The 23438-nt window shown below is 70.3% G+C and carries 25 protein-coding genes; 20 read left to right on the top strand and 5 right to left on the bottom strand.

Annotated elements, in window-relative coordinates; all coding sequences use genetic code 11:
* Positions 1-46: 46 nt before the first annotated feature.
* A complete protein-coding gene (locus N799_RS06615; protein WP_338038893.1) occupies positions 47-814 on the bottom strand; it encodes a ferredoxin--NADP reductase in 768 nt (255 codons plus the stop codon).
* A 187-nt stretch (positions 815-1001) separates the two neighbouring features.
* On the opposite strand from N799_RS06615, the gene N799_RS06610 reads away from it, so the two are divergent.
* The 18 genes from N799_RS06610 to N799_RS06525 all read left to right on the top strand — a co-directional run bounded on the left by N799_RS06610 (position 1002) and on the right by N799_RS06525 (position 16623).
* Complete coding sequence (locus tag N799_RS06610) at positions 1002-2006, top strand: ABC transporter ATP-binding protein (protein ID WP_052101313.1); 1005 nt, start codon at positions 1002-1004, stop codon at positions 2004-2006.
* Positions 2003-2773 carry an ABC transporter permease gene (locus N799_RS06605; RefSeq protein WP_036209713.1) on the top strand — a complete coding sequence of 257 codons (771 nt, stop codon included), beginning with the start codon at positions 2003-2005 and terminating at the stop codon, positions 2771-2773. Before N799_RS06610 ends, N799_RS06605 begins: the two co-directional genes overlap by 4 nt.
* Positions 2774-2876: 103 nt before the next feature.
* On the top strand, positions 2877-3344 hold the full coding sequence (locus tag N799_RS06600; protein WP_036209710.1) for a hypothetical protein: 468 nt from the start codon (positions 2877-2879) through the stop codon (positions 3342-3344).
* A gap of 257 nt (positions 3345-3601) precedes the next feature.
* On the top strand, positions 3602-3871 hold the full coding sequence (locus tag N799_RS06595; RefSeq protein ID WP_036209708.1) for a hypothetical protein: 270 nt from the start codon (positions 3602-3604) through the stop codon (positions 3869-3871).
* A 143-nt stretch (positions 3872-4014) separates the two neighbouring features.
* Positions 4015-5499: a pilus assembly protein TadG-related protein gene (locus N799_RS06590; RefSeq protein ID WP_238978826.1), complete on the top strand. Its 1485-nt coding sequence runs from the start codon at positions 4015-4017 to the stop codon at positions 5497-5499.
* Between the two features lie 26 nt (positions 5500-5525).
* Positions 5526-6383 carry a hypothetical protein gene (locus N799_RS06585; RefSeq protein WP_160279956.1) on the top strand — a complete coding sequence of 286 codons (858 nt, stop codon included), beginning with the start codon at positions 5526-5528 and terminating at the stop codon, positions 6381-6383.
* Positions 6384-6478: 95 nt separating this feature from the next.
* Entirely contained in the window at positions 6479-7234 is a 756-nt protein-coding gene (locus N799_RS15630) for a hypothetical protein (protein ID WP_036209702.1), read from the top strand.
* The gene (locus N799_RS06575; protein ID WP_036209700.1) at positions 7218-7883 is read left to right on the top strand and encodes a hypothetical protein; all 666 of its coding nucleotides are present in this window, start codon (positions 7218-7220) and stop codon (positions 7881-7883) included. The genes N799_RS15630 and N799_RS06575 overlap by 17 nt, the downstream gene beginning before the upstream one ends.
* A gap of 26 nt (positions 7884-7909) precedes the next feature.
* Entirely contained in the window at positions 7910-8101 is a 192-nt protein-coding gene (locus N799_RS06570; RefSeq protein WP_036209697.1) for a hypothetical protein, read from the top strand.
* Positions 8102-8113: 12 nt separating this feature from the next.
* Positions 8114-8899, top strand: a complete 786-nt coding sequence (cpaB, locus tag N799_RS06565; RefSeq protein ID WP_238978824.1) for a Flp pilus assembly protein CpaB — start codon at positions 8114-8116, stop codon at positions 8897-8899.
* Between the two features lie 47 nt (positions 8900-8946).
* The gene (locus tag N799_RS06560; protein ID WP_052101311.1) at positions 8947-10416 is read left to right on the top strand and encodes a type II and III secretion system protein family protein; all 1470 of its coding nucleotides are present in this window, start codon (positions 8947-8949) and stop codon (positions 10414-10416) included.
* Positions 10417-10427: 11 nt separating this feature from the next.
* Entirely contained in the window at positions 10428-12137 is a 1710-nt protein-coding gene (locus tag N799_RS06555; RefSeq protein ID WP_036209691.1) for a TadA family conjugal transfer-associated ATPase, read from the top strand.
* Entirely contained in the window at positions 12134-12982 is an 849-nt protein-coding gene (locus N799_RS06550) for a type II secretion system F family protein (protein ID WP_036209683.1), read from the top strand. The genes N799_RS06555 and N799_RS06550 overlap by 4 nt, the downstream gene beginning before the upstream one ends.
* A complete protein-coding gene (locus tag N799_RS06545; protein ID WP_036209680.1) occupies positions 12979-13869 on the top strand; it encodes a type II secretion system F family protein in 891 nt (296 codons plus the stop codon). Before N799_RS06550 ends, N799_RS06545 begins: the two co-directional genes overlap by 4 nt.
* Positions 13866-14225: a DUF192 domain-containing protein gene (locus N799_RS06540; RefSeq protein ID WP_036209678.1), complete on the top strand. Its 360-nt coding sequence runs from the start codon at positions 13866-13868 to the stop codon at positions 14223-14225. The genes N799_RS06545 and N799_RS06540 overlap by 4 nt, the downstream gene beginning before the upstream one ends.
* Entirely contained in the window at positions 14222-14899 is a 678-nt protein-coding gene (locus tag N799_RS06535; protein WP_036209675.1) for a TadE/TadG family type IV pilus assembly protein, read from the top strand. Before N799_RS06540 ends, N799_RS06535 begins: the two co-directional genes overlap by 4 nt.
* 1 nt (position 14900) lies before the next feature.
* The gene (locus N799_RS06530) at positions 14901-15557 is read left to right on the top strand and encodes a hypothetical protein (protein WP_052101310.1); all 657 of its coding nucleotides are present in this window, start codon (positions 14901-14903) and stop codon (positions 15555-15557) included.
* A gap of 22 nt (positions 15558-15579) precedes the next feature.
* Positions 15580-16623: an OmpA family protein gene (locus N799_RS06525; RefSeq protein WP_238978822.1), complete on the top strand. Its 1044-nt coding sequence runs from the start codon at positions 15580-15582 to the stop codon at positions 16621-16623.
* A 36-nt stretch (positions 16624-16659) separates the two neighbouring features.
* On the opposite strand, the gene N799_RS06520 is transcribed toward N799_RS06525, so the two are convergent.
* Complete coding sequence (locus N799_RS06520) at positions 16660-17454, bottom strand: TatD family hydrolase (protein WP_036209672.1); 795 nt, start codon at positions 17452-17454, stop codon at positions 16660-16662.
* 37 nt (positions 17455-17491) lie between these two features.
* Between N799_RS06520 and hrpB the strand changes: the two genes are divergently transcribed.
* A complete protein-coding gene (hrpB, locus tag N799_RS06515) occupies positions 17492-20014 on the top strand; it encodes an ATP-dependent helicase HrpB (RefSeq protein WP_036209669.1) in 2523 nt (840 codons plus the stop codon).
* A gap of 91 nt (positions 20015-20105) precedes the next feature.
* Positions 20106-20495, top strand: coding sequence for a hypothetical protein (locus N799_RS06510; protein ID WP_036209666.1), 390 nt, complete (start codon positions 20106-20108; stop codon positions 20493-20495).
* 50 nt (positions 20496-20545) lie between these two features.
* Here the strand turns inward: N799_RS06510 and N799_RS06505 are convergent, their stop codons facing one another.
* The 3 genes from N799_RS06505 to N799_RS06495 form a co-directional block, all read right to left on the bottom strand.
* The gene (locus tag N799_RS06505) at positions 20546-21646 is read right to left on the bottom strand and encodes a hybrid sensor histidine kinase/response regulator (RefSeq protein WP_036209663.1); all 1101 of its coding nucleotides are present in this window, start codon (positions 21644-21646) and stop codon (positions 20546-20548) included.
* A 111-nt stretch (positions 21647-21757) separates the two neighbouring features.
* On the bottom strand, positions 21758-22324 hold the full coding sequence (locus tag N799_RS06500) for a pseudouridine synthase (RefSeq protein WP_036209660.1): 567 nt from the start codon (positions 22322-22324) through the stop codon (positions 21758-21760).
* 233 nt (positions 22325-22557) lie between these two features.
* The gene (locus tag N799_RS06495) at positions 22558-23406 is read right to left on the bottom strand and encodes a class I SAM-dependent methyltransferase (protein ID WP_036209857.1); all 849 of its coding nucleotides are present in this window, start codon (positions 23404-23406) and stop codon (positions 22558-22560) included.
* Positions 23407-23438: the final 32 nt, after the last annotated feature.

Below are 23438 nucleotides of genomic sequence, written 5' to 3'. Positions count from 1 at the left end.
GGGGGTGGCGCCGAAAACGTGACAAAGGTCGTGCCGCGGGCCGCCGTTACTTGGAGCTGACGTACTTCTCGCGGCGGATCTGCTTGACCTCCAGCCCACCGTCCTTGAGTGCCTCGAAGCAGGCGTCGACCATGTTCGGGTTGCCGCACAGGTAGGCGATGTCGCCGGCCGGGTCGGGCGCGAACTCGGGCAGGAACTGCTGCACGTAGCCGTTGCGCACGTCGGCGTGCGCGTGCGGCGAACCGGCTTCCGGCAGCTCGCGCGAGAAGCACGGGACGAAGCGGAAGTGGTCCGGGTGCCGGTCGGCGAAGGCGCGGAACTCGTCGCCGTACAGCAGCTCGGCCGGCGTGCGCGCACCGAACAGCAGCACCACCCGGATGCCACGCTCGGCGATCGCCCGCTCCAGCAGCGGCAGCATCGAGCGGTACGGCGTCACCCCGGTGCCGGTGCCGATCAGCAGGTAGCGGCGGTTGTCATCGGCCGGCATCAGGCAGAAGCGGCCGAACGGGCCACTGGCGTCGATCGCGTCGCCGATGTCGAGACCTTCGAACAGTGCCGTGGCCGCGCCGCCGGGCACGTAGCTGACCGCGATCTCGACCGCCTCGCCGGGGCCGATCGCGTGGTCGTGGATGGTCGCCAGCGAGTACGAGCGCTTGGTCGCGGTGCCGTCGGCGTAGCGGAAGTGGACCTGGATGAACTGGCCGGGGATGAAGTCCAGCGGCGCGCCGTCGCCGCGCACGAACACGTAGTGGCCGACGCCCGGGGCGAGCATGCGGCGCGAGACGAGCTTGAGGGGGAAGTGCTGGATGGCCACGGCGTACCCTGGGAAGGCGGGACCTCGCGGCGGCGGGGCAGGGAAGTCCGCGGAACAGTGTGTGCAAGGCGCGGACCGGGCCGCCGCCTGCGGGCCGCCTATACTACCGGGAATGCCCGCGCGGCTTCGCCGGTGGCCACCGCGCCGCCGCCCGCGCCGGTCCTTCCGACGACCCAAGGTTGCCCCGATGCCCCACACCCAGGCGGTCGCCACCGCCCCCGGCCGGCCGGTCCCCGCGCTGTCCATCCACGACCTGCGCAAGACCTACGACGCCGGCCCGCGCAAGCCGGGGATCGAGGCGCTCAAGGGCGTGTCGCTGGACGTCGCCGAGGGCGACTTCTTCGCCCTGCTCGGCCCCAACGGCGCCGGCAAGAGCACCCTGATCGGCATCGTCAGCTCGCTGGTCAACCTCAGTTCCGGCTCGGTCCGCATCTTCGGCACCGACATCACCCGCGACCGCGACGCGGCGATGCGGCTGATGGGGCTGGTGCCGCAGGAGATCAACTTCAACACCTTCGAGCAGCCGCTCGACATCCTGGTCAACTACGCCGGCTTCTACGGCGTGCCGCGCGAGGAGGCGATCGTGCGCGCGGAGGAGGAACTCCGGCGCGCGCAGCTGTGGGACAAGGCGCGGATGATGAGCCGCACGCTGTCGGGCGGCATGAAAAGAAGGCTCATGATCGCCCGCGCGATGATGACCCGGCCGCGCCTGCTGATCCTCGACGAGCCCACCGCCGGGGTCGACATCGAGATCCGCCGCGGCATGTGGCAGACCCTGCGCGAGATCAACGCCGCCGGCACCACCATCATCCTGACCACGCACTACCTCGAGGAAGCCGAGCACCTGTGCCGCAACCTCGCGATCATCGACCGCGGCACGATCGTCGCGTCCGGCCCGATGAAGGCGCTGTTGGCCAGGCTCGACGTCGAAGGCTTCGTGCTCGACATCGACGGCACCCTGCCGGCGACACTGCCGGAGATCCCCGGCATCACCGTCTGCGCGCGCGACGACCACACCCTCGACATCGACATGCCGCGCGCGATGGACCTCAACCAGGTGTTCGCCGCGCTCGACGCGGCCGGCATCCGGGTGCGTTCGATGCGGACCAAATCCAACCGGCTGGAGGAGCTGTTCGTCAGCATGGTCACCGCCGGCCCGCCCGCCGCCGCGGCACCGGAGGCACGCGCATGAGCCGCCACAACCTGGTCGCGCTGGGCACCATCGTCCGCCGCGAGATCAGCCGCATCCTGCGCATCTGGGCCCAGACCCTGGTGCCGCCGGCGATCACCATGACGCTGTACTTCCTGATCTTCGGCGGCCTGATCGGCTCGCGCATCGGCACCATGGACGGCATCGCCTACATGGACTTCATCGTGCCGGGGCTGGTGATGATGAGCATCATCCAGAACAGCTATGGCAACATCGCGTCGAGCTTCTTCGGTGCCAAGTTCGGCCGCCACGTCGAGGAGCTGCTGGTCAGCCCGATGCCCAACTGGGTGATCCTTGGCGGCTACGTCACCGGTGCGGTCGCGCGCGGGCTGGCGGTCGGCGCGATCGTGCTGCTGATCGCCTCGCTGTTCACCGACGTGCGCGTACCGCACCCGCTGGTGACGCTGACCACGGTGCTGCTGGGCGCGACCATCTTCGCCCTCGCCGGGTTCGTCAACGCGGTGTACGCGCGCAAGTTCGACGACATCGCGATCGTCCCGACCTTCATCCTGACTCCGCTGACCTACCTGGGCGGCGTGTTCTATTCGGTCAAGCTGCTGCCCGGCTGGGCCGAGGCGATGACCCACGCCAACCCGATCTTCTACATGGTCAACGCGTTCCGCTACGGCCTGCTCGGCGTCAGCGACGTGCCGCTGTGGGTGGCGTACGCGCTGATGCTCGCGTTCGTGGTCGCGCTGACGGCGTTCGGGCTGGTGCTGCTCAGGCGCGGGACCGGCCTGCGCAGCTGAGACGCCGCGCCGGCCCCGGCGGCCGCCTCCTTCGTATGATGACCGCGTCGCCGGCCGGCCCCCGCCACCGGCGGCACCTCATTCCATATTGAAAGGAGTCCGCATGTCCCTGTTCCGCCCGACCCTGATCGCCGCCGCGCTGGCCGTCGGCCTTGTGGCCTGTTCCGGCAGTGAGCCGCCGGCCGAAACCACGGGCGCCACCCCGGGTCCCGCAAACGATGCAGCTATGGCTGGCCCAGCGGCTGATCCGGTCGCGGGCAATGACGGCGCCGTGCCGGAGGGCGATGCCGCCGAGCTCGATGCACGCCTGGTGGAGCTGGGCTGGGCCGGCGCCGCCGCGACCAACCACGCCTATGCCGAAGCCTGCGGCGCCAGCGCCGCCGAGCTCGACGCGCACCTGGCCGCCCAGCGCGAGCAGGCCACCGCCATGGGCACCGCCGCCGCCGAGTTCGACCGCCAGTTCGAGGAGGCGCTGCCGGTAGCCACCCGCCGCGTCGCGATCGACGACGTCGCCATGTCCGGCGGCCGGCGCACGGACACCTGCGAAACCGTCCTCGCCTCCCTGCGCTGACGCAGTCTCCAAGCCGCGCGTCGTCCCAGTACGGCGCGCGGCTTTCGTTTGTCTGAAGAGCACAAAAATCTGGATGAACAGGGGAAATTCTGTGACTCAAATCACAGAACTGCTGATCGTCATTTAACTGCCGTTGACTTGAAGGGGGTGCCTTGTAGGCTCGGGTTCGCCCTCAAGTGACACATGTTGACATTATTTGTCACTGAGGTGATGCGGGGAACGTCATTCAAGTCGAACCAATTCGCAGGGAGATCCCAATGCAGATCCAGCAGCGCCGCTTCGGTGCCGGCCGCCAGCGCGGCCAGGGCATGACCGAATACATCATCATCACCGCACTCATCGCGATCGCCGCCATTGCCGCCATCACCGCCTTCGGCGGCACGGTCCGCAGCGGCGTCGCCGGCATGGCCAAGGAACTGTCCGGCCAGAGCGCGACCCAGTCGATCAACCGCGCCAAGAACACCTCCAACAAGGCGCAGGCGGAAGCCGACAAGACCAAGGGGATGGACGCCTACAACAACAAGTAGGCAGCCGCACCCGCCGCGCGGTCGCCCATGGACGGGCACCGGCCGGCCCGGGCGTCGTCCACGGCGACGCCCTTTTCTCCTTCTCTCCAGGACATCGTCGACCGCGGGCTATGGCCCGCGGCCCCGTTGCGAGGTGACCGGGCATGCAAGCAACCCCATCCGACCGGCCCCGCCCGTTTCGCCGCGGCGCGGTCCGGGCGACCGCAGGCCGCCGGCAACGCGGGCAGGCACTGGTGCTGGGCGTGGTGTTCCTCCTGGTGCTCGCGGTCGGCACGGTACTGCTGTTCAACACCGGGCAGGTGGTGCATCGCAAGGTCCAGTTGACCAATGCCGCCGACGCCGCCGCCTACAGCGTCGCCGTGCAGCAGGCGCGCGCATGGAACTTCGCGGCCTACATGAACCGCGGACGGGTAGCCAACGAAGTGGCGGTGGCGCAGTTCGTCAGCATCTATTCGTGGATCAACCACCTCAACCAGGCTGCGTTCAATCTCAAGACCCTGTTCGATGCGCTCAGCCTCATTCCGTTTCCGCCGGTGGCGATACCCGCACGGTTCCTGGCGACCGGCTTCAAGGTTGCGGACCAGGGCCTCAAAGCCGCCCGTAGAACGGCGCAGCCTCTGATCCAAGGGGCGATAACCCTGCTGGACGAGCTCAACGGGTTCTATGCCGGGGCGGCCGCGCTGGCGATCACCTTCGCCTCCAAAGCCGAGGCGATGCATATTGCCAGCACTGTGCTCAAGGGCAACGTGGACCGGGCCAGGCTGAGCACTCTGGGTGCCGGCGTGCTCGTCGGCCAGCTGGTGGAGTCGCAGAACCGCTTCCTCGACTTCCACCGCCTTCCGCGTCGCGGCCAGAGCGAGGCGTTCAACCGCTACCGCAACGTCGTCATGCAGTCGCGTGACGAGTTCAGCTGGAACCGCAGCCAGTCGCTCGGCTTCGCGATCAAGTTCGCGACCTACGGCGGTACCGACATGGTCGAGTACGACCGCTGGGCGGCCATGGACACGATGCAACTGAAGATCGACTTCCCGAGCTGGCTGGGCATGGACGACATCGACATCCCGGCCGGCTGGGGCGGGGCCCAGGCGGTATCCAGCTACCGGCGCCAGCGTTTCCTGCCGGGATTCAACCGCAACCGCGGCTGGCGTTCGCCGTTCGACAACCGGCGCCACGGCATCTACGGCGGCATGAACCCGCGCGATCTCGTCACGCGCTCGGCAAGCGGCGACCCCAACGTCCGGGTTCACGGCGGCCAGCCCAAGGGCGCCTACTTCACCGGCTACAACGGGCTGCGCGACTACCACGACCTCAAGAAAGACAAGAAGGGCACCTACGGCAACGGCCCGGTGTTCACCGTCGAGGCCACCGTCGACATGCGCGAAGCCCGGACCAGCAACACCGTTGGCCTTGCGAGCGGCCGGATGGCATTGCGTGAGCGGACCGCGCGCATCTCCGCGCTGGCGTCGGCCGAGGTCTACTTCGAACGACCGGTGACACTGGACATGTTCCGACGCCACGACGGGCTACGCGAATGGGGCAGCCTTTTCAGCCCCTACTGGCAAGCGAGGCTGGTCGAGACGCCCGGCGCCGTGCGCAACGCGCTTGGCCTTGCAGGTGGCGTGACGTGACGCGGCGGGCAGGTATGGCCGGCCCGGTGACGCCGGTTCTGGCACTCGTGCTTGCAATCGGTCTTGCGGCTTGCACCGACGGGCCCGCCGCCGAGGCCGAGTACACGCCGCCGGCTCCCGGCGCCGGGCTGGATCTTTCCGCCCCCGACGGCGCCGTTGAAGACTGGCCGGCGATCCACCTCGACCAGGTACAGGAGCGGATGGTGGACGGAGAGAACGCCGCCCGTCGCGACTACCACCTCGCGCTGGACCGCTGCCGCGAGACCGGCTGGCCGGTCCGCGAGCTGGAGGTCGCCGAACTGGAGCGGTTGGGCACCACCCGCCTGCGGATGTGGATCTCGCCGGGATTGGAAGTCATCCGCGACGATCACTGGACGCTCGGGCTGGAGGACGGTGCCCCGGTCGACAGCTGCCTGTTCCAGCTCGAGTACAGCGGGCGCTACAGCCACGCCAACGGTTCGACGGAGATGAGCCGGGAACTGGGCACCGCCGCGTCGGCCGGCTCCGGCGTGGTCGAACCGGTGCCCGGCGGGGAAATCCTGCCGCGCTTCCCGCTGGATCCGGCGGCCGACGCGCCGGCGGGCTTTACGGCGATCGGCACCAGCCAGGTGGCCGGCGCGTCGTGCCGCGCGTGGCGCGGACGTGGCATCGAGGGCGGGATCGAACAATGCCTGTGGTCCGGAGGCCGCGCGTTCGGCTTCGACGATCGCGACGCGGGAGAGGGCTGCAGCCCGACGCGTCCGGTCGAAGCCAGCCTCGATGCGATCGTGCTGTCGCAGGAACCCCTCGACGGGAAGGGTTGTCGCATCCGCACACTTGCGTTCACCGTTGGCGAGGCACTGGATCCGGACGCCTATGCCGATCCGGACGGAGATGACGCGTGAACGTGCGCCGGGACGCTACGGGCTCGATACCTCGCCGTGGGCGGCGCGCGTGGCACCGGCGCCAGCGTGGGCAATCCCTTACCGAGGTCGCGGTGATGGGTGCGGTGCTGGTGCCACTGTTCCTGCTGGTGCCGATCCTCGCCAAGTACATCCACCTGCAGCACAAGGGCGAGCAGATGGCCCGGGCGTCCGCCTGGCAGGCCACGGTGCACAAGGACTACGGCGTGCCCGAGCGCGCGCGCATGGAACGGCTGCTGATGGCCCGCCACTTCGCACCAGCCAACGAACCGGTCCGAAGCACCGTCCCGGCGGCGCCGTCGCCGCGTTCGCCGGTACCCGGTGTGTTTCTCAACACCTTCAGCAACCAGCCGCTGCTGCGCCGGGCGGACGTCCAGCTCGGTCGCTACGCGAACCGCGGCGCGCCGGGCTTCATGGACGACGTGCTGGATATGGCCGAATCGTTTCCCGGCGAGTTCCCGCCCAACGACAAGGGGCTTGTCGAAACCCGGGTGAACATCAATCCGCAGAACCTGCGCACGATCGATGGCCGGCCAGCGGTCTACCTCGCGCCGTTCGACACAATCAACCTGCGGATGGAATCGCACCAGATGCTTCTGGCCGATGCCTGGAACGCCGCCGGCGCCGGCAAGGGCGAGTCGCCGCACCCGCGCAGTGTCCTCGCCCAGGTACGCACCCTGGTACCGAGCTCATACCTCGACGGAGTGTTGCCCGACTGGAAGATTCCGGACGTGATCCCGGTGGTCGGTGTCCTCGACAACCTCGACATCGGCCACATCGAACCCGACGTGGTGCCCAAGCCCCGACTGGAGCCGTATGCGCCTCGTCGTTGAGGTGTTCGCGCTCGTGCTGCTTGCGCTCGCGACGCCGGCCGCGGCGGCGGACTGGCCGGACGTGCCGATGCCTGGCGGCGCGGAAGGCATCGACGTCGCTGCCGACATGCTGTTCAACGGGCTGCCGATGAGCACCCGCAAGTTCCGCACGAGCGACCGGCCGGACGACGTGAAGCGCTTCTACCGCGACGAATGGGCGGGTGCGGTGGTCGAGAACGACCTCGGTGCCGGCACCGTGCTCGGGCACCTCGAGGGCAGGTACTACATCACCGTGCAGATCGAGGGCGTCGGCGGCGGCACCGAAGCGACCGTCGGGATCATGGACACCCGCGTCGGCAAGCCGGAGCAGCCCCCTGGCGCCTGGCTCGCCCGCCCGGCCAACACCGAGGTGCTCAGCGACGTGCAATACCTCGACCTGGACGGCCGTCCGCGCACGCTCGCGCTGCGCAACACGCTCGGTCCCAGCCAGAACTATCTGTTCTACCGCAGCCGGCTTGCCGCCGACGGCTGGAAGCCGGAAGGCCCGGGCTGTTCGGTCATGGCCAGTCGCTGCCTGGTGGAGTTCAGCCGCGGCGACGAACACCTGTCGCTGGCGATCCAGCGCGAGGGGGACAGCACCACCGTGCTGGCCAACCGCACGGGGGGATGAGGGGAGCGATGACGGGGGGAGGTCGCATGCGCGCGCCGCGAGGTCGCCACTACCAACGCGGGCAAGGCCTGGTCGAATACACCGTGCTGCTGGTTTGCGCGGTGCTCGTGCTGGTCGCCAACCCGAACATCATCCTCGAGCTCGTGCAGGCGATCGGCGACGCCTACGTCGCGTTCGTCGACGCGATCTCGCTGTCCTGGTTCGAGATTCCCATCTAGATGGAAAACCGCATGCCCACAGTGAACCGAAACCTCCTCTACATAGGGGTGGCCGCGCTGCTCGGCGTCATCGCCGCGGTCGCCGCGGTCGGCTACATCCGCGCCGAGGTCGACGAGCGCACGCGCGATGCCGCCACCGAGATGGTTCCGGTCGCGGTGCCCAAGCGCGACATGGACATCGGCACCGTGATCAACGAGGAGGACCTGGCGGTGCGCGAGGTGCCGGTCGACTTCGTGCCGGCCGATGCCGTCACGCCGGACAACTACACCATGTTGATGGGCCGCATGCTGCGGGCGCCGGTGCGCGAAGGCGCACCGCTGCCGGGCGCCGCGCTGGTGCCGCTGTATGACCAGTTCTCGCGGGTGATCGGCGAGGGCCGGGTCGGCTACACGCTGCAGGTCGACGAGACCAACTCGATCTCGGGCATGGTCACGCCGGGCGACCGCGTCGACATCCTGATGTCGGTCGAGCAGGACGGCGGCAACACCCGGGTGATGCCGCTGCTGGAGGACATCAACGTGCTCGCCACCGGCACGCGGGTCGGCGAGGAACTGGCCAACGACGAGGGCGGGCTTGGCTTCTCGACCATGACCCTGGAGCTGCAGCCGCGCCAAGCCGAGCGCCTGACCGTGGCCGACAAGGCCGGCGACCTGCGCGTGCTGCTGCGGCAGCGCGAGGACGGCACCGCGTTCGGCCTCGACGGACTGACTGAAAGCGAACTGCTGCGCGGCGCGCCCCGGCCGGTGGCCCGGCGGCGTGGCGGCGGCGTGGAATTCATCATCGGGGGTGGAAGTTGAAGGTGTCGACGACATGGGGTCGCAGGGGATGGCATCGGGCGGCATGGATGCTGCCGCTCGCGTTGTGGAGCGGCGCCGCGTTCGCGGCGGGGGCGGGACAGGACGAAGGTGGCGACGCCAGTGCCGCCGAGGTGATCAGCCGCGCCGGCGAAATGCTGCGCGGCGCCGCGCAGCCGGCACCGGCCGCGACGCCCCCCGCGGGCGCCACCTACGTGCCCGAGACCAGCGAGATCGAACGCACCCGCGCGACCGGTGCAGCGGCGATCCCGGCCGCGGGCACAAACGGCCAGGGCCCGCTGCCAGCCGAGTTGACCCTCTACGGCGGCCAGGTGGTGGTGCACGGTGTCGACCGCGCGCTGCGCCGCGTCGCCGTCGGCAGCGGCAAGCTGCTGGAGGTCAAGACCCTCGGCAGCCGCGAGCTGGTGATCATCGCCAACGAGCCGGGCAACACCGCCCTGCACCTGTGGTTCACCGACGGCAGCCAGCGCGACGTGCCGGTCACCATCGTCGATGACAACCTCGGGCAGGCTGCGCGCGTGCTGCAGTCGATGCTCGGCCCGGCGAGCAGCGCGCGGGTGGCGATCGTCGGCGGCAACGTGGTGGTCACCGGGCAGGACATCAGCCAGGCCGACTGGTACCGCATCGAGGAGATGCGCAAGGCCTACCCGAGCATCGTCAACCTCGGCAGCGTCGACGCGGTCGGCATGCGGCCGATGGTGGCGATGGACGTGCAGATCATGGAGTTCGACCGCAACGCGCTGGAGGAACTCGGCATCCGCTGGGACAGCAGCATCGACGGCCCCAATGCCGGCGCGCTGTACGACTCGTCGTCCTCGGAGTTCCGCGTGCTGCCGGAGGGCAGCGACTTCGACAAGCCCGAGTTCGACGGACTGGCCAACCCGATCCAGACCGCGTTCGGCCTGGCCACCTCGATCACCTCGCGGATCAACCTGCTGGTCAACAAGGGCAAGGCCTACGCGCTCGCGTCGCCGCACCTGAGCACGCGCAGTGGCGGCGAGGCCAACTTCCTGGTCGGCGGCGAGGTGCCGATCCCAGTGTCCTCGCTGTTCGGCCAGACCCAGGTCGAGTTCAAGGAGTACGGCATCAAGCTCGACATCTCGCCGGTGGTCAACGGCTCGGGCGAGATCCTCACCACGCTGATGGCCGAGGTCAGCCGGATCGACCCGAGCATCACCGTCAACGGGATTCCGGGGTTCCTGACCCGGCGCACCCGCTCGGAAGCCAACGTCCGCGACGGCGAGACCATTGTCATTTCGGGATTGACCGACATCAACGCGGCCAAGTCGGCCGACAAGTTCCCGATCCTCGGCGAGATCCCGATCCTCGGCCGGCTGTTCCGCTCCGACCGGTTCCGCGCCAACCAGACCGACCTAGTGGTGTTCGTCACCCCGCGCATCGTCGGGCCGGATTCGCAGCAGAACCTCGACCGGATCGAGCAGGGCCGGCAGATACGCCGGATGTACGAGGACGACCTCGGGCGCAAGCTCGACAAGTAGGTGGTGCGCGCATGTTCAACGTCCTGATCGAAACCGGAAACCGCGATCCGCGCGAGGTGCGCTGCCTGCACCGCGAGTGCGGCATCGGCCGCGGCGACGGCAACCTGGTGGTGCTGCAGGGCTGGAACATCGGCAGCCGCCACGCCGCGCTGCGGCGGATGGACGACGGCATCTTCATCGAGTCGCTCGGAGGCGGCCGCGCGGCGGTGCTGGTCAATGGCCAGAAGGTGAAGACCAGCCACGGGCCGCTGACCCGCCACGACCTGGTCGAGATCGGCGAGTACCGCATCCGGGTGGTCAACGAGGATTCGCGCAGTACCCCGGTCGCCGCGGCCAACGAGCCGGTCGCACCGGCCCGCCCGGTACCGCCGTCGCCCGCCCCGGAACCGGCGCGCATGTCCGACTCGCGCGAGATCGCCCGCGCCGCCGATCTGCCGCCGGAGATGAACGTCTGGCGCGCACGCGTGCACGGCGCGCTGGTCAAGCAGATGGACCTGCGCCGGCTCGACGTGCGCAGCCTCAGCGACGAGGCCCTGCGCGAGGCCACCATGAAGCTCATCGACGAGATCATGGCGCGCGACTTCGCCGACCTGCCCAAGAACATCAATCCGCGCCGGCTGGCCAAGCAGGTGCTCGACGAGGCGATCGGCCTCGGCCCGCTGGAAGACCTGATCGACGACAACACGGTGACCGAGATCATGGTCAACGCGTTCGACCAGATCTACATCGAGCGCAACGGCCGGATCGAAAAATCCGAGGTGTGCTTCACCAGCGAGCGCGCAGTGCTGTCGGCGATCGAGCGCATCGTCACCCCGCTGGGCCGGCGCATCGACGAGAGCTCGCCGATGGTCGACGCGCGCCTGAAGGACGGCTCGCGCGTCAACGCGATCATCCCGCCGGTCGCGCTGCGCGGCGCGAGCGTCAGCATCCGCAAGTTCGCCAAGCGCAAGCTCACCGGCGAGGACCTGCTGTCGTTCGGGTCGATGAACCAGCAGATGCTCGACTTCCTGACCATCGCCGTGCGCGAGCGTCGCAACATCGTGGTCACCGGTGGCACCGGTTCGGGCAAGACCACGCTGCTCAACATCCTGTCCAACTTCATCCCGGACCACGAGCGCATCGTCACCATCGAGGACGCCGCCGAGCTGAAACTGGTGCAGCCCAACCTGGTGGCGCTGGAGGCACGTCCGCCCAACCTCGAGGGCAAGGGGCAGATCACCATCCGCGACCTGGTCAAGAACGCGTTGCGCATGCGTCCGGACCGGATCGTCGTCGGCGAGTGCCGTGGCGGCGAGGCGCTGGACATGCTGCAGGCGATGAACACCGGACACGAGGGCTCGCTGACCACCGCCCACGCCAACAACCCGCGCGAGGCGCTTTCGCGGCTGGAGGTCATGGTGCTGATGTCGTCGATGGACCTGCCGATGACCGTCGTGCGCGAGCAGATCGCCTCGGCGGTCGACCTGATCGTGCACCAGCGCCGCTACCCGTGCGGCTCGCGCAAGGTCAGCCACATCACCGAGATCACCGGGCTGGAGAGCGGCACCATCCAGATGCAGGACGTGTTCCTGTTCCGTGCGCGAAACCACGCCGGCGCCGATGGGCGGGTCGAGGGTGATTTCGTCGCCACCGGTGCGGTGCCGGAGTTCTACGAGGAGCTGGCCGAACGCGGCGTGCCGGTCGACCTGGCGATCTTCCGCAAGCCCGGGAGCATCGAGTGAACGTGTGGCTCATCGGCCTGCTGGTGTTCGCCGGCGTAGCCGCGGCCGGCATCGTCGCTGTGCAGGCCGGCGAGCGGTTCATGCACCGCTACCAGGAGAGCTTCGTCAGCCAGGCGCGGATCAACCTGGCCGACATGTTCATGTTCATGGACACCGGCAACCTGTTCGCCTTCAACATCGGCCTGCTGGTACTGGTACCGCTGTTGCTCTGGGTCGCCACCGGCAACCTGCTGCTGCCGATCGCGGCTGTGCTGCTGCTGGCGATCCTGCCGCGCAAGATCTACGTGTGGATGCGCCAGCGCCGGATCGACCGGATCCAGGAGCAGCTTCCCGACGGCCTGCTGATGCTCGCCGGCAGCATGAAGGCCGGCGTCGGTTTCGGCCCCGCGATGGAGGCGATGGTCGCCGACGGCATGCCGCCGCTGGCGCAGGAGCTGGCACTGGTGCTGCGCGAGCAGCGCATGGGCGTGAAGACCGAGGAGGCGCTGGACCACTTCGCCGAGCGCGTGCCGGTGCAGGACGTCAAGCTGTTCGTCTCGGCGGTGCAGATCTCGCGCGAGGTCGGCGGCAACCTTGCCGAGAGCCTGACCATCCTCGCCGAGACACTGCGTCGCCGGCTGATCATGGAAGGCAAGGTCAAGGCGCTGACGTCGCAGGGCCGGCTGCAGGGCATCGTCATGGCGATGCTGCCCGTGGCGATGGTCGCGTTCCTTGCGTTCGCCTACCCCGAGACCATGCGGCCGATGTTCCACACCCCGATCGGATGGACGGTGATCGCCATCTGCGCGGTGATGGAGTACCTCGGCTACCGCATGTGCCGCAAGATCATGACGATCGACGTATGAGCATGCTGCTGATCCTCGTCGCAATCGCCGCAGCCGGTGCCGTCGGGCTGGTGCTGGTGGCCACCCGCGGGCTGCTGCAGCAGGTGCCGGCCGAGGACCGCCATTACCAGGACCCGCTGCCGAAGGGGCTGCAGCTGATCTGGCCGGTGGTCACCGCGACCACGCTGGCGATCGCGCCGCGGCTGAAGTCGGCGCAGCTGGAGAAGACCCACCGCGCGTTGCAGTCGGCGGGCCAGGACTACGTGCTGACGCCCGAGAGCCTGTACGGCCTGCGCGTGGTCGCGGCCGCGGTCGTCGTGCTGTTCTTCGGGCTGCTGGTGCTGATGCTAGGGCGCGCCGGTTTCGCGACGTTGCTGATGTGCGTGCTGTTCGGCGCGCCGCTGGGCTGGATGTACCCGAGCCTGTGGCTCAGCGAGAAGCGCAACCTGCGCCGCCGCAAGGTGGTTCGCGACCTGCCGACCTACCTCGACTTCATCACCATGGCGGTCGAGGCCGGCCTCAACATCACCGGTGCGATCGAACAGGCGGTGCAGAAGGGGCCGCAGGGTCCGCTGGGGCAGGAGTTCGCGCGCATGCTGCGCGACCTGCGCGCCGGCCTGCCGCGCGCCGAGGCGCTACGGCGCATGGCCGACCGCATGGACATCTCGCAGATCTCCAACTTCACCAGCTCGCTGATCCAGGCCGACCGCGTCGGTGCCAGCCTCAGCGACGCGCTGCGTGCGCAGGCCGGCCAGCGCCGCGAGGAGCGCTTCCTGCGTGCCGAGAAGCTCGCGCTCGAAGCGCCGGTCAAGATGATGCTGCCGCTGGTGATGTTCTTCTTTCCGTTGATCTTCCTGGTGCTGGCGTACTTCATCTACCTGCAGATGAAACAGCAGGGGATCCTGTGAAGACGGGTCGCCTCTGCCGCGACGGCGACTGCCTGGTGCCACGGGTGTGGCGCGCCGACCGGTGGTGGCAGCGCCTGCGCGGCCTGCTCGGTCGCCACCCGCTCGCCGGCGATGGCGCCGAGGCGTTGTGGCTGTCGCCGTGCAACTCGGTGCACACGTTCTGGATGGGCTATCCGCTCGACCTGCTGTTCCTGGGTCGCGACGGCGAGGTGGTCGGCTGGCGCGAAGACGTGAAGCCGTGGCGCGCATGTGCGCAGCGCGGCGCGCATGCGACGGTCGAGCTCCGCGCCGGCGGACTGGCACGGCTCGACCCGGTGAAAGGGGAGGTGCTGCAATGGCAGCCGATCGACGCATGAAGCGTGTGCGGGGCATGCCTGCCGGCGTGCGGCGGGCTCAGCACGGGCAGTCGCTGCTGGAGTTCGTGATCGTGGTGCCGGCCTTCCTGTTCCTGCTGCTGGCGGTGTTCCAGTTCATGCTGATCTACCGGGCCAAGGCAACGCTCGACTATGCCGCGCTCGAGGCCGCGCGCAGCGGCGCGGTGCACGGTGCCGACCGCGGCGAGATCCGCCAGGGACTGACCCGCGGGCTGACGCCGCTCTACGTCGATTCGCCCGGGCTGGCGGGCGTGGCGGAGGGCGCGGTCAAGGCCCGTGCCGACGTGCTCGCCTACACCGACGTCGAGATCGTCAGCCCGACCCGGCGCGCCTGGAACGAGTTCGCCGAGGTGCAATGGGACGGCAAGCGCGCGCTGCCCAACGACAACCTCGCCTTCCGCGACACCCGCGTCGGCAGCAGTGGCGTCAGCGTACAGGACGCCAACATCCTCAAGATCCGCGTGCGCTACTGCTACCCGATGATCGTGCCGTTTGTCGACCGGGTGATCGGCGGGCTGTCGGCGCTGATTACCGAGGGCGACACCTGGCGCGAGAGCCTGCGCTGCTCGGTCGGCCACTACAGCCGGATCCGGCTGGAGTCGTACGCGATCGTGCGCATGCAGTCGCCGATCGACAATCCGTCGGGCCTGCGCTGAAGTGCGACGCATCGCCGGAATCGCGCTGTGGTTGTGCCTGCCACTGGTGCCGGCGGGCACCGCCGTGGCAGGCGAGGGCGCAGTCGACGTCATCCTGCACGCACGGGCCGCCGGCATCGGCCCGGTGCGCGGCGATGCCACGATGCCGATGACGGTGCGGATGTCCGGGTCGCGGCTGCGGATCGATTTCAGTATCCCCGGGGGCGACGATGGCTATCTGCTGGCCGATACCGCCGGCAACCGGGCGTGGCTGGTCAGCGTCGACGGCGACGTCGCACTGCCGGTGCCGTCGCCGGCCTGGGCGCACTTCCGGCTCGACCCCGATGCGCCCTGCGCGCACATGGGCGCGCGCTGCGAGGCCGGCGCGGTGGACGTCATCGCCAACCGTCTCGTACGCCGCTGGCGCTACCGCGGCGCCGACGGACGCGGCCCGGACGGCACCGACAACGGCACCCTCTGGGTCGACCCGCGCAGCGGCCTGCTGATGGCGTTCCGCGGCCGCCTTGCCGGGCGCGACGACGTCCGCGGTTACGAGGTGTTCGCGGTGGAACACGGGGCACTCGAGGCGTCACTTTTCGAACTTCCGCGCACGCTCGAACAAATCGATGCCGCGAACGCGCCGCATACCTCCCGGCGTCCCGGCGGAACCAGCCATTGAAAAACCGCAAGGAATCGTACGAATGAACCCCAACCCGCGTCGCCCACTTCGCAACGCCCTGCTGCTCGTCCTGCTGTCCGTGGGAGCGACGGCATGTGGCGACCGCAGCGCCGATGGCGCCGACACGGCCTCGGCCACCGACTCCTTCGCGACGGTGCCGGACGCCAGCCCGGCCGCGCCCGCGGACCCGGCCGCGCCGGCAGAGCCGAAAGGCTTCGACATCGACGCGGTCGCGGTGTCGCAGGCGCCGCTCGGCGACTTCCCGTACTTCAGCCTGCCGAATGGTTACGGGAACCCCAACAGCCCGATCCCGGTGCGCGACTTCGACCGCGTCGCGGTCTGGACCGGCGACCGGCTCGAGTGGGTCGAGGGTCGCGTGTTCGAGTCGCTCGTGCATGCCGCCGACGGCAAGGGCTGGTCGCGGGCGGAGGTGATGCGCAACCTCGACCACCAGGTCGCGCAGGCCGGTGGCGTCAAGGTGACCGAGAGCCGGCCGCCGCAGGAGGTGATCGACGCCTGGGACGCGGAGCAGGCGTACTCGGAGGGCCGCGGCGACATATACAACGAGAAGGTGGCGACCTGGCTGGTGCGCCGGCCGGACCGCAACATCTGGCTGCACTTCGTCGGCAACACCGCGAGCGGTTCGTGGATGGTGGTCGAGTCGGCGCCGTTCGAGGCGACCGCGTCGCTGCTGCCGGCCAGCGAGATCAAGCAGAAGCTCGACGCCGACGGCAAGGTCGCCCTGCAGGTCAACTTCGCGACCAACGAGGCGGAGATCCTGCCGGAGTCGAAACCGCAGCTCGATCAGGTCGTACAGCTGCTGAAGGACGACCCGGAGCTGAAGCTGTCTGTCAACGGCCATACCGACAACACCGGCGACGCCGCGCGCAACCGCGAGCTTTCCGAAGCACGGGCGGCGTCGGTGGTGGCCGCGCTCACCGCGCAGGGCATCGACGCTTCGCGCCTGCGGGCGCAGGGCTTGGGCCAGGACCAGCCGGTGGCGGACAACGGCACCGAGGACGGCAAGGCGAAGAACCGCCGCGTCGAGCTGGTGAAGCTCGGCTGATCGCGGTCGTCGCAACGCCGCGCGTGTTGTGCGTGCTCAGCGCGACGGCAGCCCGAAGAACGCGCGCGCGGTGGCGGTGCTGTTGGCGGCCGTCACCGCGACGTCCTCGCCGCGGTCGCGGGCAAGCTCCTCGACGATGTGGGCGAGGTACATCGGCTCGTTGCGCCGGTGCGACGGCGAAGGCTTCACCGTGCGCGGCAGCAGGTAGGGTGCGTCGGTCTCGATCATCAACCGGTTGGCGGGGATGTTCTTCACAAGTTCGCGCAGGTGCTGGCCGCGGCGTTCGTCGCACAGCCAGCCGGTGATACCGATGTGCCAGTCCCGGTCGAGGTAGTCGAACAGCTCCTCGCGGCTGCCGGTGAAGCAGTGCACGACCGCCGGGCCGAGCCGCCCGTCGAACTCGCGCATCACCGACATGAAGTCGGCGTGTGCATCGCGCTGGTGCAGGAACAGCGGCTTGCCCGTGTCGACAGCGATCTGCAGCTGCATCGAGAACGCGCGGCGCTGCGCCGGTCGTGGCGAGAAGTCGCGGAAGTAGTCGAGTCCGCATTCGCCGACGGCGACCACCTCGGCATGCATGTGCAGCGCGCGCATCTCGGCGTCGCACTCGGCGGTGTACTCGCTGGCGTGGTGCGGGTGGATGCCGGCGGTGGCGAAAAGTTCGCCAGGGTGCGACCGGGCGAGTGCAAGCGCCTGCGGCGAGTGCTCGCGGCTCGCGCCGGTGACGACCATCTGCGCTACGCCCGCATCGCGCGCACGCTGCATGACGGCGTCGCGGTCGTGGTCGAAGGAGTCGTGGGTGAGGTTGGCGCCGATGTCGATCAAGTCCATGGGCGCGGATTCTAGGTGAACCCCTATCCTTCCGCAGGTGAGCCCCCAGACCTTCCCCATCGACGACCTGCTGCCGCGGATCCGCGACAGCCTCGCCTCGCACCCGCGGCTCGTGCTCGAAGCCCCGCCCGGCGCCGGCAAGACCACCCGCGTGCCGCCGGCCCTGCTCGATGCACCGTGGCTCGCCGGCCGCCGCATCGTGATGCTCGAACCCCGCCGCGTCGCCGCCCGCGCCGCCGCCCGTTTCATGGCCGCGCAGCTCGGCGAACCCGTCGGCCAAACCGTCGGCTACCGCATCCGCTTCGACCACCAGGTCAGCGCCGCCACCCGCATCGAGGTCGTCACCGAAGGCATCCTCACCCGCATGCTGCAGGACGATCCCGAGCTTGGCGGAAGCGGGCCGGACGGTGTCGGCGCCCTGCTGTTCGACGAGTTCCACGAACGCCACCTGTCGGCCGACCTTGGCCTCGCACTCGCGCTCGACGTGCAGACCGGCCTGCGCGAAGACCTGCGGATCGTGGTGATGTCGGCGACCCTCGACGGCGAGCGCCTCGCGCAGTTCCTCGACGCGCCGCGGCTGGCCAGCGCCGGCCGCAGCTTCCCGGTCGACATCGCGCACTTCCCCGCGCGCCGCGACGAGAAGGCCGAGCACCAGCTGCGTCGCGCGGTCGAGCATGCGCTGGCGACGCACCCGGGCGACGTGCTCGCGTTCCTGCCCGGCCGCCGCGAGATCGACCGCGCCCTGCGCGTGCTCGAAGCCGCCACGCCCGGCGTCGAACTGCTCGCACTGCACGGCGAGCTGCCGGTCGAGCAGCAGGCGCGCGTGCTGCAGCCGGGCGACGACGGCCGCCGCCGCGTGGTGCTGGCGACCAACGTCGCCGAGTCCAGCGTGACCCTGCCCGGCGTGCGGGTGGTGGTCGACAGCGGCCTCGCGCGCGAGCCGCGGTACGACCCCAACAGCGGCTTCGCCCGGCTCGACGTGGTCGGCATCGCGCAGTCCTCCGCCGACCAGCGTGCCGGCCGCGCCGGCCGGGTCGCCGACGGCTGGGCCTACCGCCTGTGGCCGCAGTCGCAGCGGCTGGAGCCGCAGCGCCGGCCCGAGATCGCCCAGGTCGATCTGTCGGGCCTGGCGCTGGAACTCGCCGGCTGGGGCGATGCCAACCTGCGCTTCCCCGATCCGCCGCCCGCGGGTGCGCTCGCCGCCGGGCGCGAACTGCTGCAGCGCCTCGGCGCGCTCGATGGCGACGCGATCACCGCGCTCGGCCGGCGCATGCTCGCGCTCGGCACCCACCCGCGGCTGGCGGCGATGCTGCTGGCCGCCGGTGACGACGAGCGTGCGCTGGCCTGCGACCTCGCCGCGCTGGTCGAGGCGCGCGACCCGCTGCGCAGCGGTGGCGATGCGTTCGCCGCGCGCTGGCAGGCGCTGGCCGGGTTCCGCCAGGGGCGCGTACCCGACACCGCGTCGCGCTCCGCACTTGCCGCGATCGACCAGGCCGCGCGCCACTGGCGCCGTCGCCTGCGGGTCGAAGGCACACCGCCCGACCACGTCGCGCCGCATCGCATCGGCGACCTGCTCGCCCACGCCTGGCCGGACCGCATCGCCCGCCAGCACCCGTCCGACCCGCTGCGCTACCAGCTCGCCAACGGCCGCGGCGCGCGCCTGTTCGACGACAGCGCCCTGTTCGGCGAGCCGTGGCTGCTGGTCGCCGAGCTGCGCGACGACGGCCGCCAGCCCGGCCGCGACGCCCGCATCCTGCGCGCCGCGCCGCTCGACCCGCAGCGGCTGGAACGCGACTGGCCGGGCCGCTTCACCAGCGAGGACCGCGTGGTCTGGGACGCCGGGCGCAACGCCATTGCCGCGGTGCGCGAACGGCGCTTCGACCGCATCGTGCTCGACCGCCGTCCGATCGCCCAGCCCGATCGCGCGCGCTACGCCGAGGCGCTGGTCGACGCGGTTCGCCAGCTCGGCCTCGACGCGCTGCCGTGGACCGACACGCTGCGGCAGTGGCGCGACCGCGTCCGCAGCCTGCGCCACTGGTGTCCGGACCTCGACCTGCCGGACCTGTTCGATACCGTCCTGCTCGAGCGCCTGGCCGACTGGCTGCAACCGGCCCTGGCCGGCAAGACCCGGCTCGACGCGCTGGCCGAAACCGAACTGGCCGAAGCGCTGAAATCCGGCGTCGACTGGGCCACCCGCCAGCGCATCGACGCGCTGGCGCCGGTCCGGATCGCGGTGCCGTCGGGGCTGGAGCGGCCGGTCCGCTACGGCTTCGACGACATCGCCGGCGAACCGCTGGCGCCGGTGCTGGCGGTCAAGCTGCAGGAGCTGTTCGGGCTGGCCGACACCCCGCGGATCGCCGACGGCCGGGTGCCGCTGACCCTGCACCTGCTGTCGCCCGGCGGCCGTCCGCTGCAGGTCACCGGCGACCTGCGCAGCTTCTGGGAGCGCACCTACCCCGAGGTCCGCAAGGAAATGAAGGGCCGCTACCCGCGCCATCCGTGGCCGGACGACCCGTGGACCGCGACCGCCACCCACCGGGCCAAGCCGCGCGGGACCTGAGCGCCACCCCAACGGCGCCGGCGCGGCTCACGCGGGGACTACGCGGCGCTGCGGAAACTGCTTCGCATACGCCCCCCGCGAGGACCCACGAATGAGCCGTTTCGACACCCTGTCCGACCACACCCTGCGCCTGGCCAGCAGCGTCGGCGACAGCCTGCGCAACGCCGTGCCGAGCAAGGCCGGCGTCCTGCTCGGCACCGGCATGAAGCTCGGCGCGGCCAAGGGCGGCCTGCGCGCGGCCAGGTTCTTCGCCCGCCGCCACCCGGCGCTGCTCGTGGCGACCGCCGCCGGCGCCGGCCTGTTGTGGTACGCCGCCCGTCGCAGGGCACGGCAGGCGCAGGAGGCGCCGATCGAAGGCAACGCGCGCCGGGTCGAGGCGCGTCGCTCCAATGGCTCGTCGACTGCCCGGAGTTCGTCCACCGCGCGCAAGACCACGAGCAGGGCGCGCAGCGGCGCCGCCACCACGCCCAGCTCGGACTGAGGCACCCGGCAAATCGCCCGACCGGTCGATCGCTCAACCGCGACGCCGGCTCAGCAGTCGGCGTCGCCGTCGGCCTCGGGCAGTTCGATCACGAAGCAGGCACCGCCGCCTTCGCGGTCCTCGTACCAGAGTTGGCCGCCGGCGTTGGCGACGATCTGCTTGGCCAGTGACAGCCCGAGGCCGCTGGAGATGCCGTCCTCGGGTTGCTGCAGGCGGGTGAACGGCTTGAACAGTTCGCGCTGCTGGGCCGGCGGGATGCCGGGGCCGCGGTCGGCCGCCACCAGCTGCCAGTAGCCCGGCGCACCGGCACGGCCGGCCAGCAGCAGCTCGCTGCCGGGGGCGTACTTCATCGCGTTGGTGACCAGGTTCTCGCCGAGCTGGCGCAGCACCCGCGTGTCGATCGCGACGTGCGTGTCGGCCGGCGGCAAGGCCAGCTCCACCGCGATGCCGCGCGCGTCGAGCTGGAACTCGTAGCGGTCGACCAGCCACTCCAGCGTTGCACCGAGGTCGCCGCAGTCGCGGACGCGGTGGCCGTCGGCGCCGGCGCGCGACTCCAGGTAATGGCGGATGTAGCCCAGCGCGTCGTCGGCGCTCTCGTGGATCATCTGCAGGTAGCGCGGGATGCGCTCGGGCTTGCAGCCGTGGTTGATCAGGATGTCGCTGGCGAACAGCACGCTCGACAGCGGGTTCTTGAGGTCGTGCGCGACCAGGTTGACCAGCTCCTCGCGCTCGCGCGCCACGCGCTCCAGCCGGTCGCGGGTGAGCTTCAGGCCGATGTGCGCGTTGACCCGCGCCAGCAGTTCCTCCGGCAGGAACGGCTTGGTCACGTAATCGACCACGCCGGCGTCGAATGCGCGCAGCAGCAGGTCGCGGTCGTGCGCGGCGGTGACGAACACCACCGGGATCCGCAGCGGCGGCTCCTGCGCGCGCAACGCGGCGAGCACTTCGAAACCGTCCATGCCCGGCATCATCATGTCGAGCAGGATCATGTCGGGCACCGCCTCGGCGTAGCGCGCGAGGGCTTCCTCGCCGCTGGCGGCGGTGATCACCTGGTAGCGCTCGCGCGTCAGCAGCGCGCTGACCACGCGCAGGTTGGCGGCTTGGTCGTCGACGACCAGGATGCGGCCAAGGGTGGTTTCGGAGTGCATCATCGGGTTCCCCACCTGGAGCCGGCGCACCCGATCAAGCTGAACGGGCAACCCTTGCAGAATCGCAGGTTTGCCCGCGCAGGCCAATCATCCCGCGCGCGATTTATGAATCATTCAGGCGAGCGACTCGCGGGTGGCGTGGCGCGGATCGACCTCGCGCCACTGGCCGGGTTCCAGGCCGTCCAGCGCGACCGCGCCGATCGCGACGCGCACCAGCCGCAGTGTCGGCAGCCCGACCGCCGCGGTCATGCGCCGCACCTGGCGGTTGCGGCCTTCGCCGATCACCAGCTGCAGCCAGGCGTCGGGCACGGTCCTGCGGAACCGCACCGGCGGATCGCGCGGCCACAGCGCCGGCGCCGCGATCGCCTCGACCTTCGCGGGACGGGTAGGGCCGTCGCGCAGTTCGACCCCGCGGCGCAGCGCCGCCAGCTGCTCAGGCCGCGGCTCGCCTTCCACCTGCACCTGGTAGGTCTTGGGCTGCTTGTGGCGCGGGTCGGTCAGCCGGTGCGCGAGGCCGCCGTCGTCGGTGAGCAGCAGCAGGCCCTCGCTGTCGTGGTCGAGCCGACCGGCGGCGTACACCCCCGGCGGCAGCCCGAACCCCGCCAGCGTCGGCCGCGGCGGGGTGCTGCGGTCGGTGAACTGGCACAGCACGCCATAGGGTTTGTTGAAGGCGATGAGCATGGAGCCTCGTACCGTCGTGGATCACTGTGCGCCGACCCGCGCGCCGGTAGGAGCGACATGAGTCGCGACCCACTGGCAACGGGATGCGCGCCGGTCCACGCGGAGTTGTGTTCGTGGGCGGATGTCCAGCGATCGCGCGACCGGGGTTGCGCGTTGATCGCAGTGGCTCCATCGGTCAGTGGGTCGCGACTCACGTCGCTCCTACCGGGACGGGCCGGGCAGTGACGGGTGGTTTACCCTGCCGCCGGCTTGCGGAAGCGCAGGGTCATCCGGTCGCTCTCGCCGATCGCCCGGTACTTCGTGGCGTCGGCTTCGTCGTGGTTGTTGCCCGGTGGCAGGGTCCACACGCCGTTCGGGTGGTCCTTGGTGTCGGCCGGGTTGGCGTTGACCTCGCTGCGGCCGGCCAGCTCGAAGCCGGCGGCCTCGGCCAGCGCGATCACCTGGTCGGTGCCGACGTAGCCGCTCTTGTCGTCGTCGGCCACGTCGGCGGCGGCGCGGTGCTCGACCACGCCGAGCGTGCCGCCCGGCTTCAGCACGTCGAAGAAGCCGTTGAACATGGCCTGGGCGTTGCCGTCGCCGCGCCAGTTGTGGACGTTGCGGAAGGTCAGGACGAGGTCGGCCGAGCCGGCCGGGCCGAACACCGGTGCGGCCGGGTCGAACGCGACCACGGTGGCGCGGTCGTAGCGTTCGGCGTCGCCGGCGAACTTCGCCTCCAGCCGGTCGCGGCTGCGCTGCTGGTAGTCGCGGCCGCCGCCGGCGGGCAGCGCGGCCGGGTCGACCACCGCGGCGACGTACTGGCCGCCGTCGCGCAGGTAGGGCGCGAGGATCTCGGCGTACCAGCCGCCGCCGGGGGTGATCTCGACCACGGTCTGCCCCGGCGCCAGCCCGAAGAAGCCGAGCGTTTCGGCCGGGTGGCGGTAGCGGTCGCGGGCGACGTTGGCCGGGTCGCGCCAGTCGCCGGCGAGCATCGCGGCGAGGTGCGCGTCGGTCGCGGCCGGTGCCGTGTCGTCAGTCTCGGCGGCAGGAGCGGCCGCCTGCGCGGAGGCGGCCTCGGCATCGCCGGCCGCGTTGGACCCCGACATGTTGACGGTGCAGGCGGCGGCGGCGGGCAGCA

The sequence above is a fragment of the Lysobacter arseniciresistens ZS79 genome (genome assembly GCF_000768335.1).
Lineage (GTDB): Bacteria > Pseudomonadota > Gammaproteobacteria > Xanthomonadales > Xanthomonadaceae > Novilysobacter > Novilysobacter arseniciresistens.
Note: the sequence above shows the minus strand (reverse complement) of the source record. Positions and strands in the feature narration are given on the sequence as shown.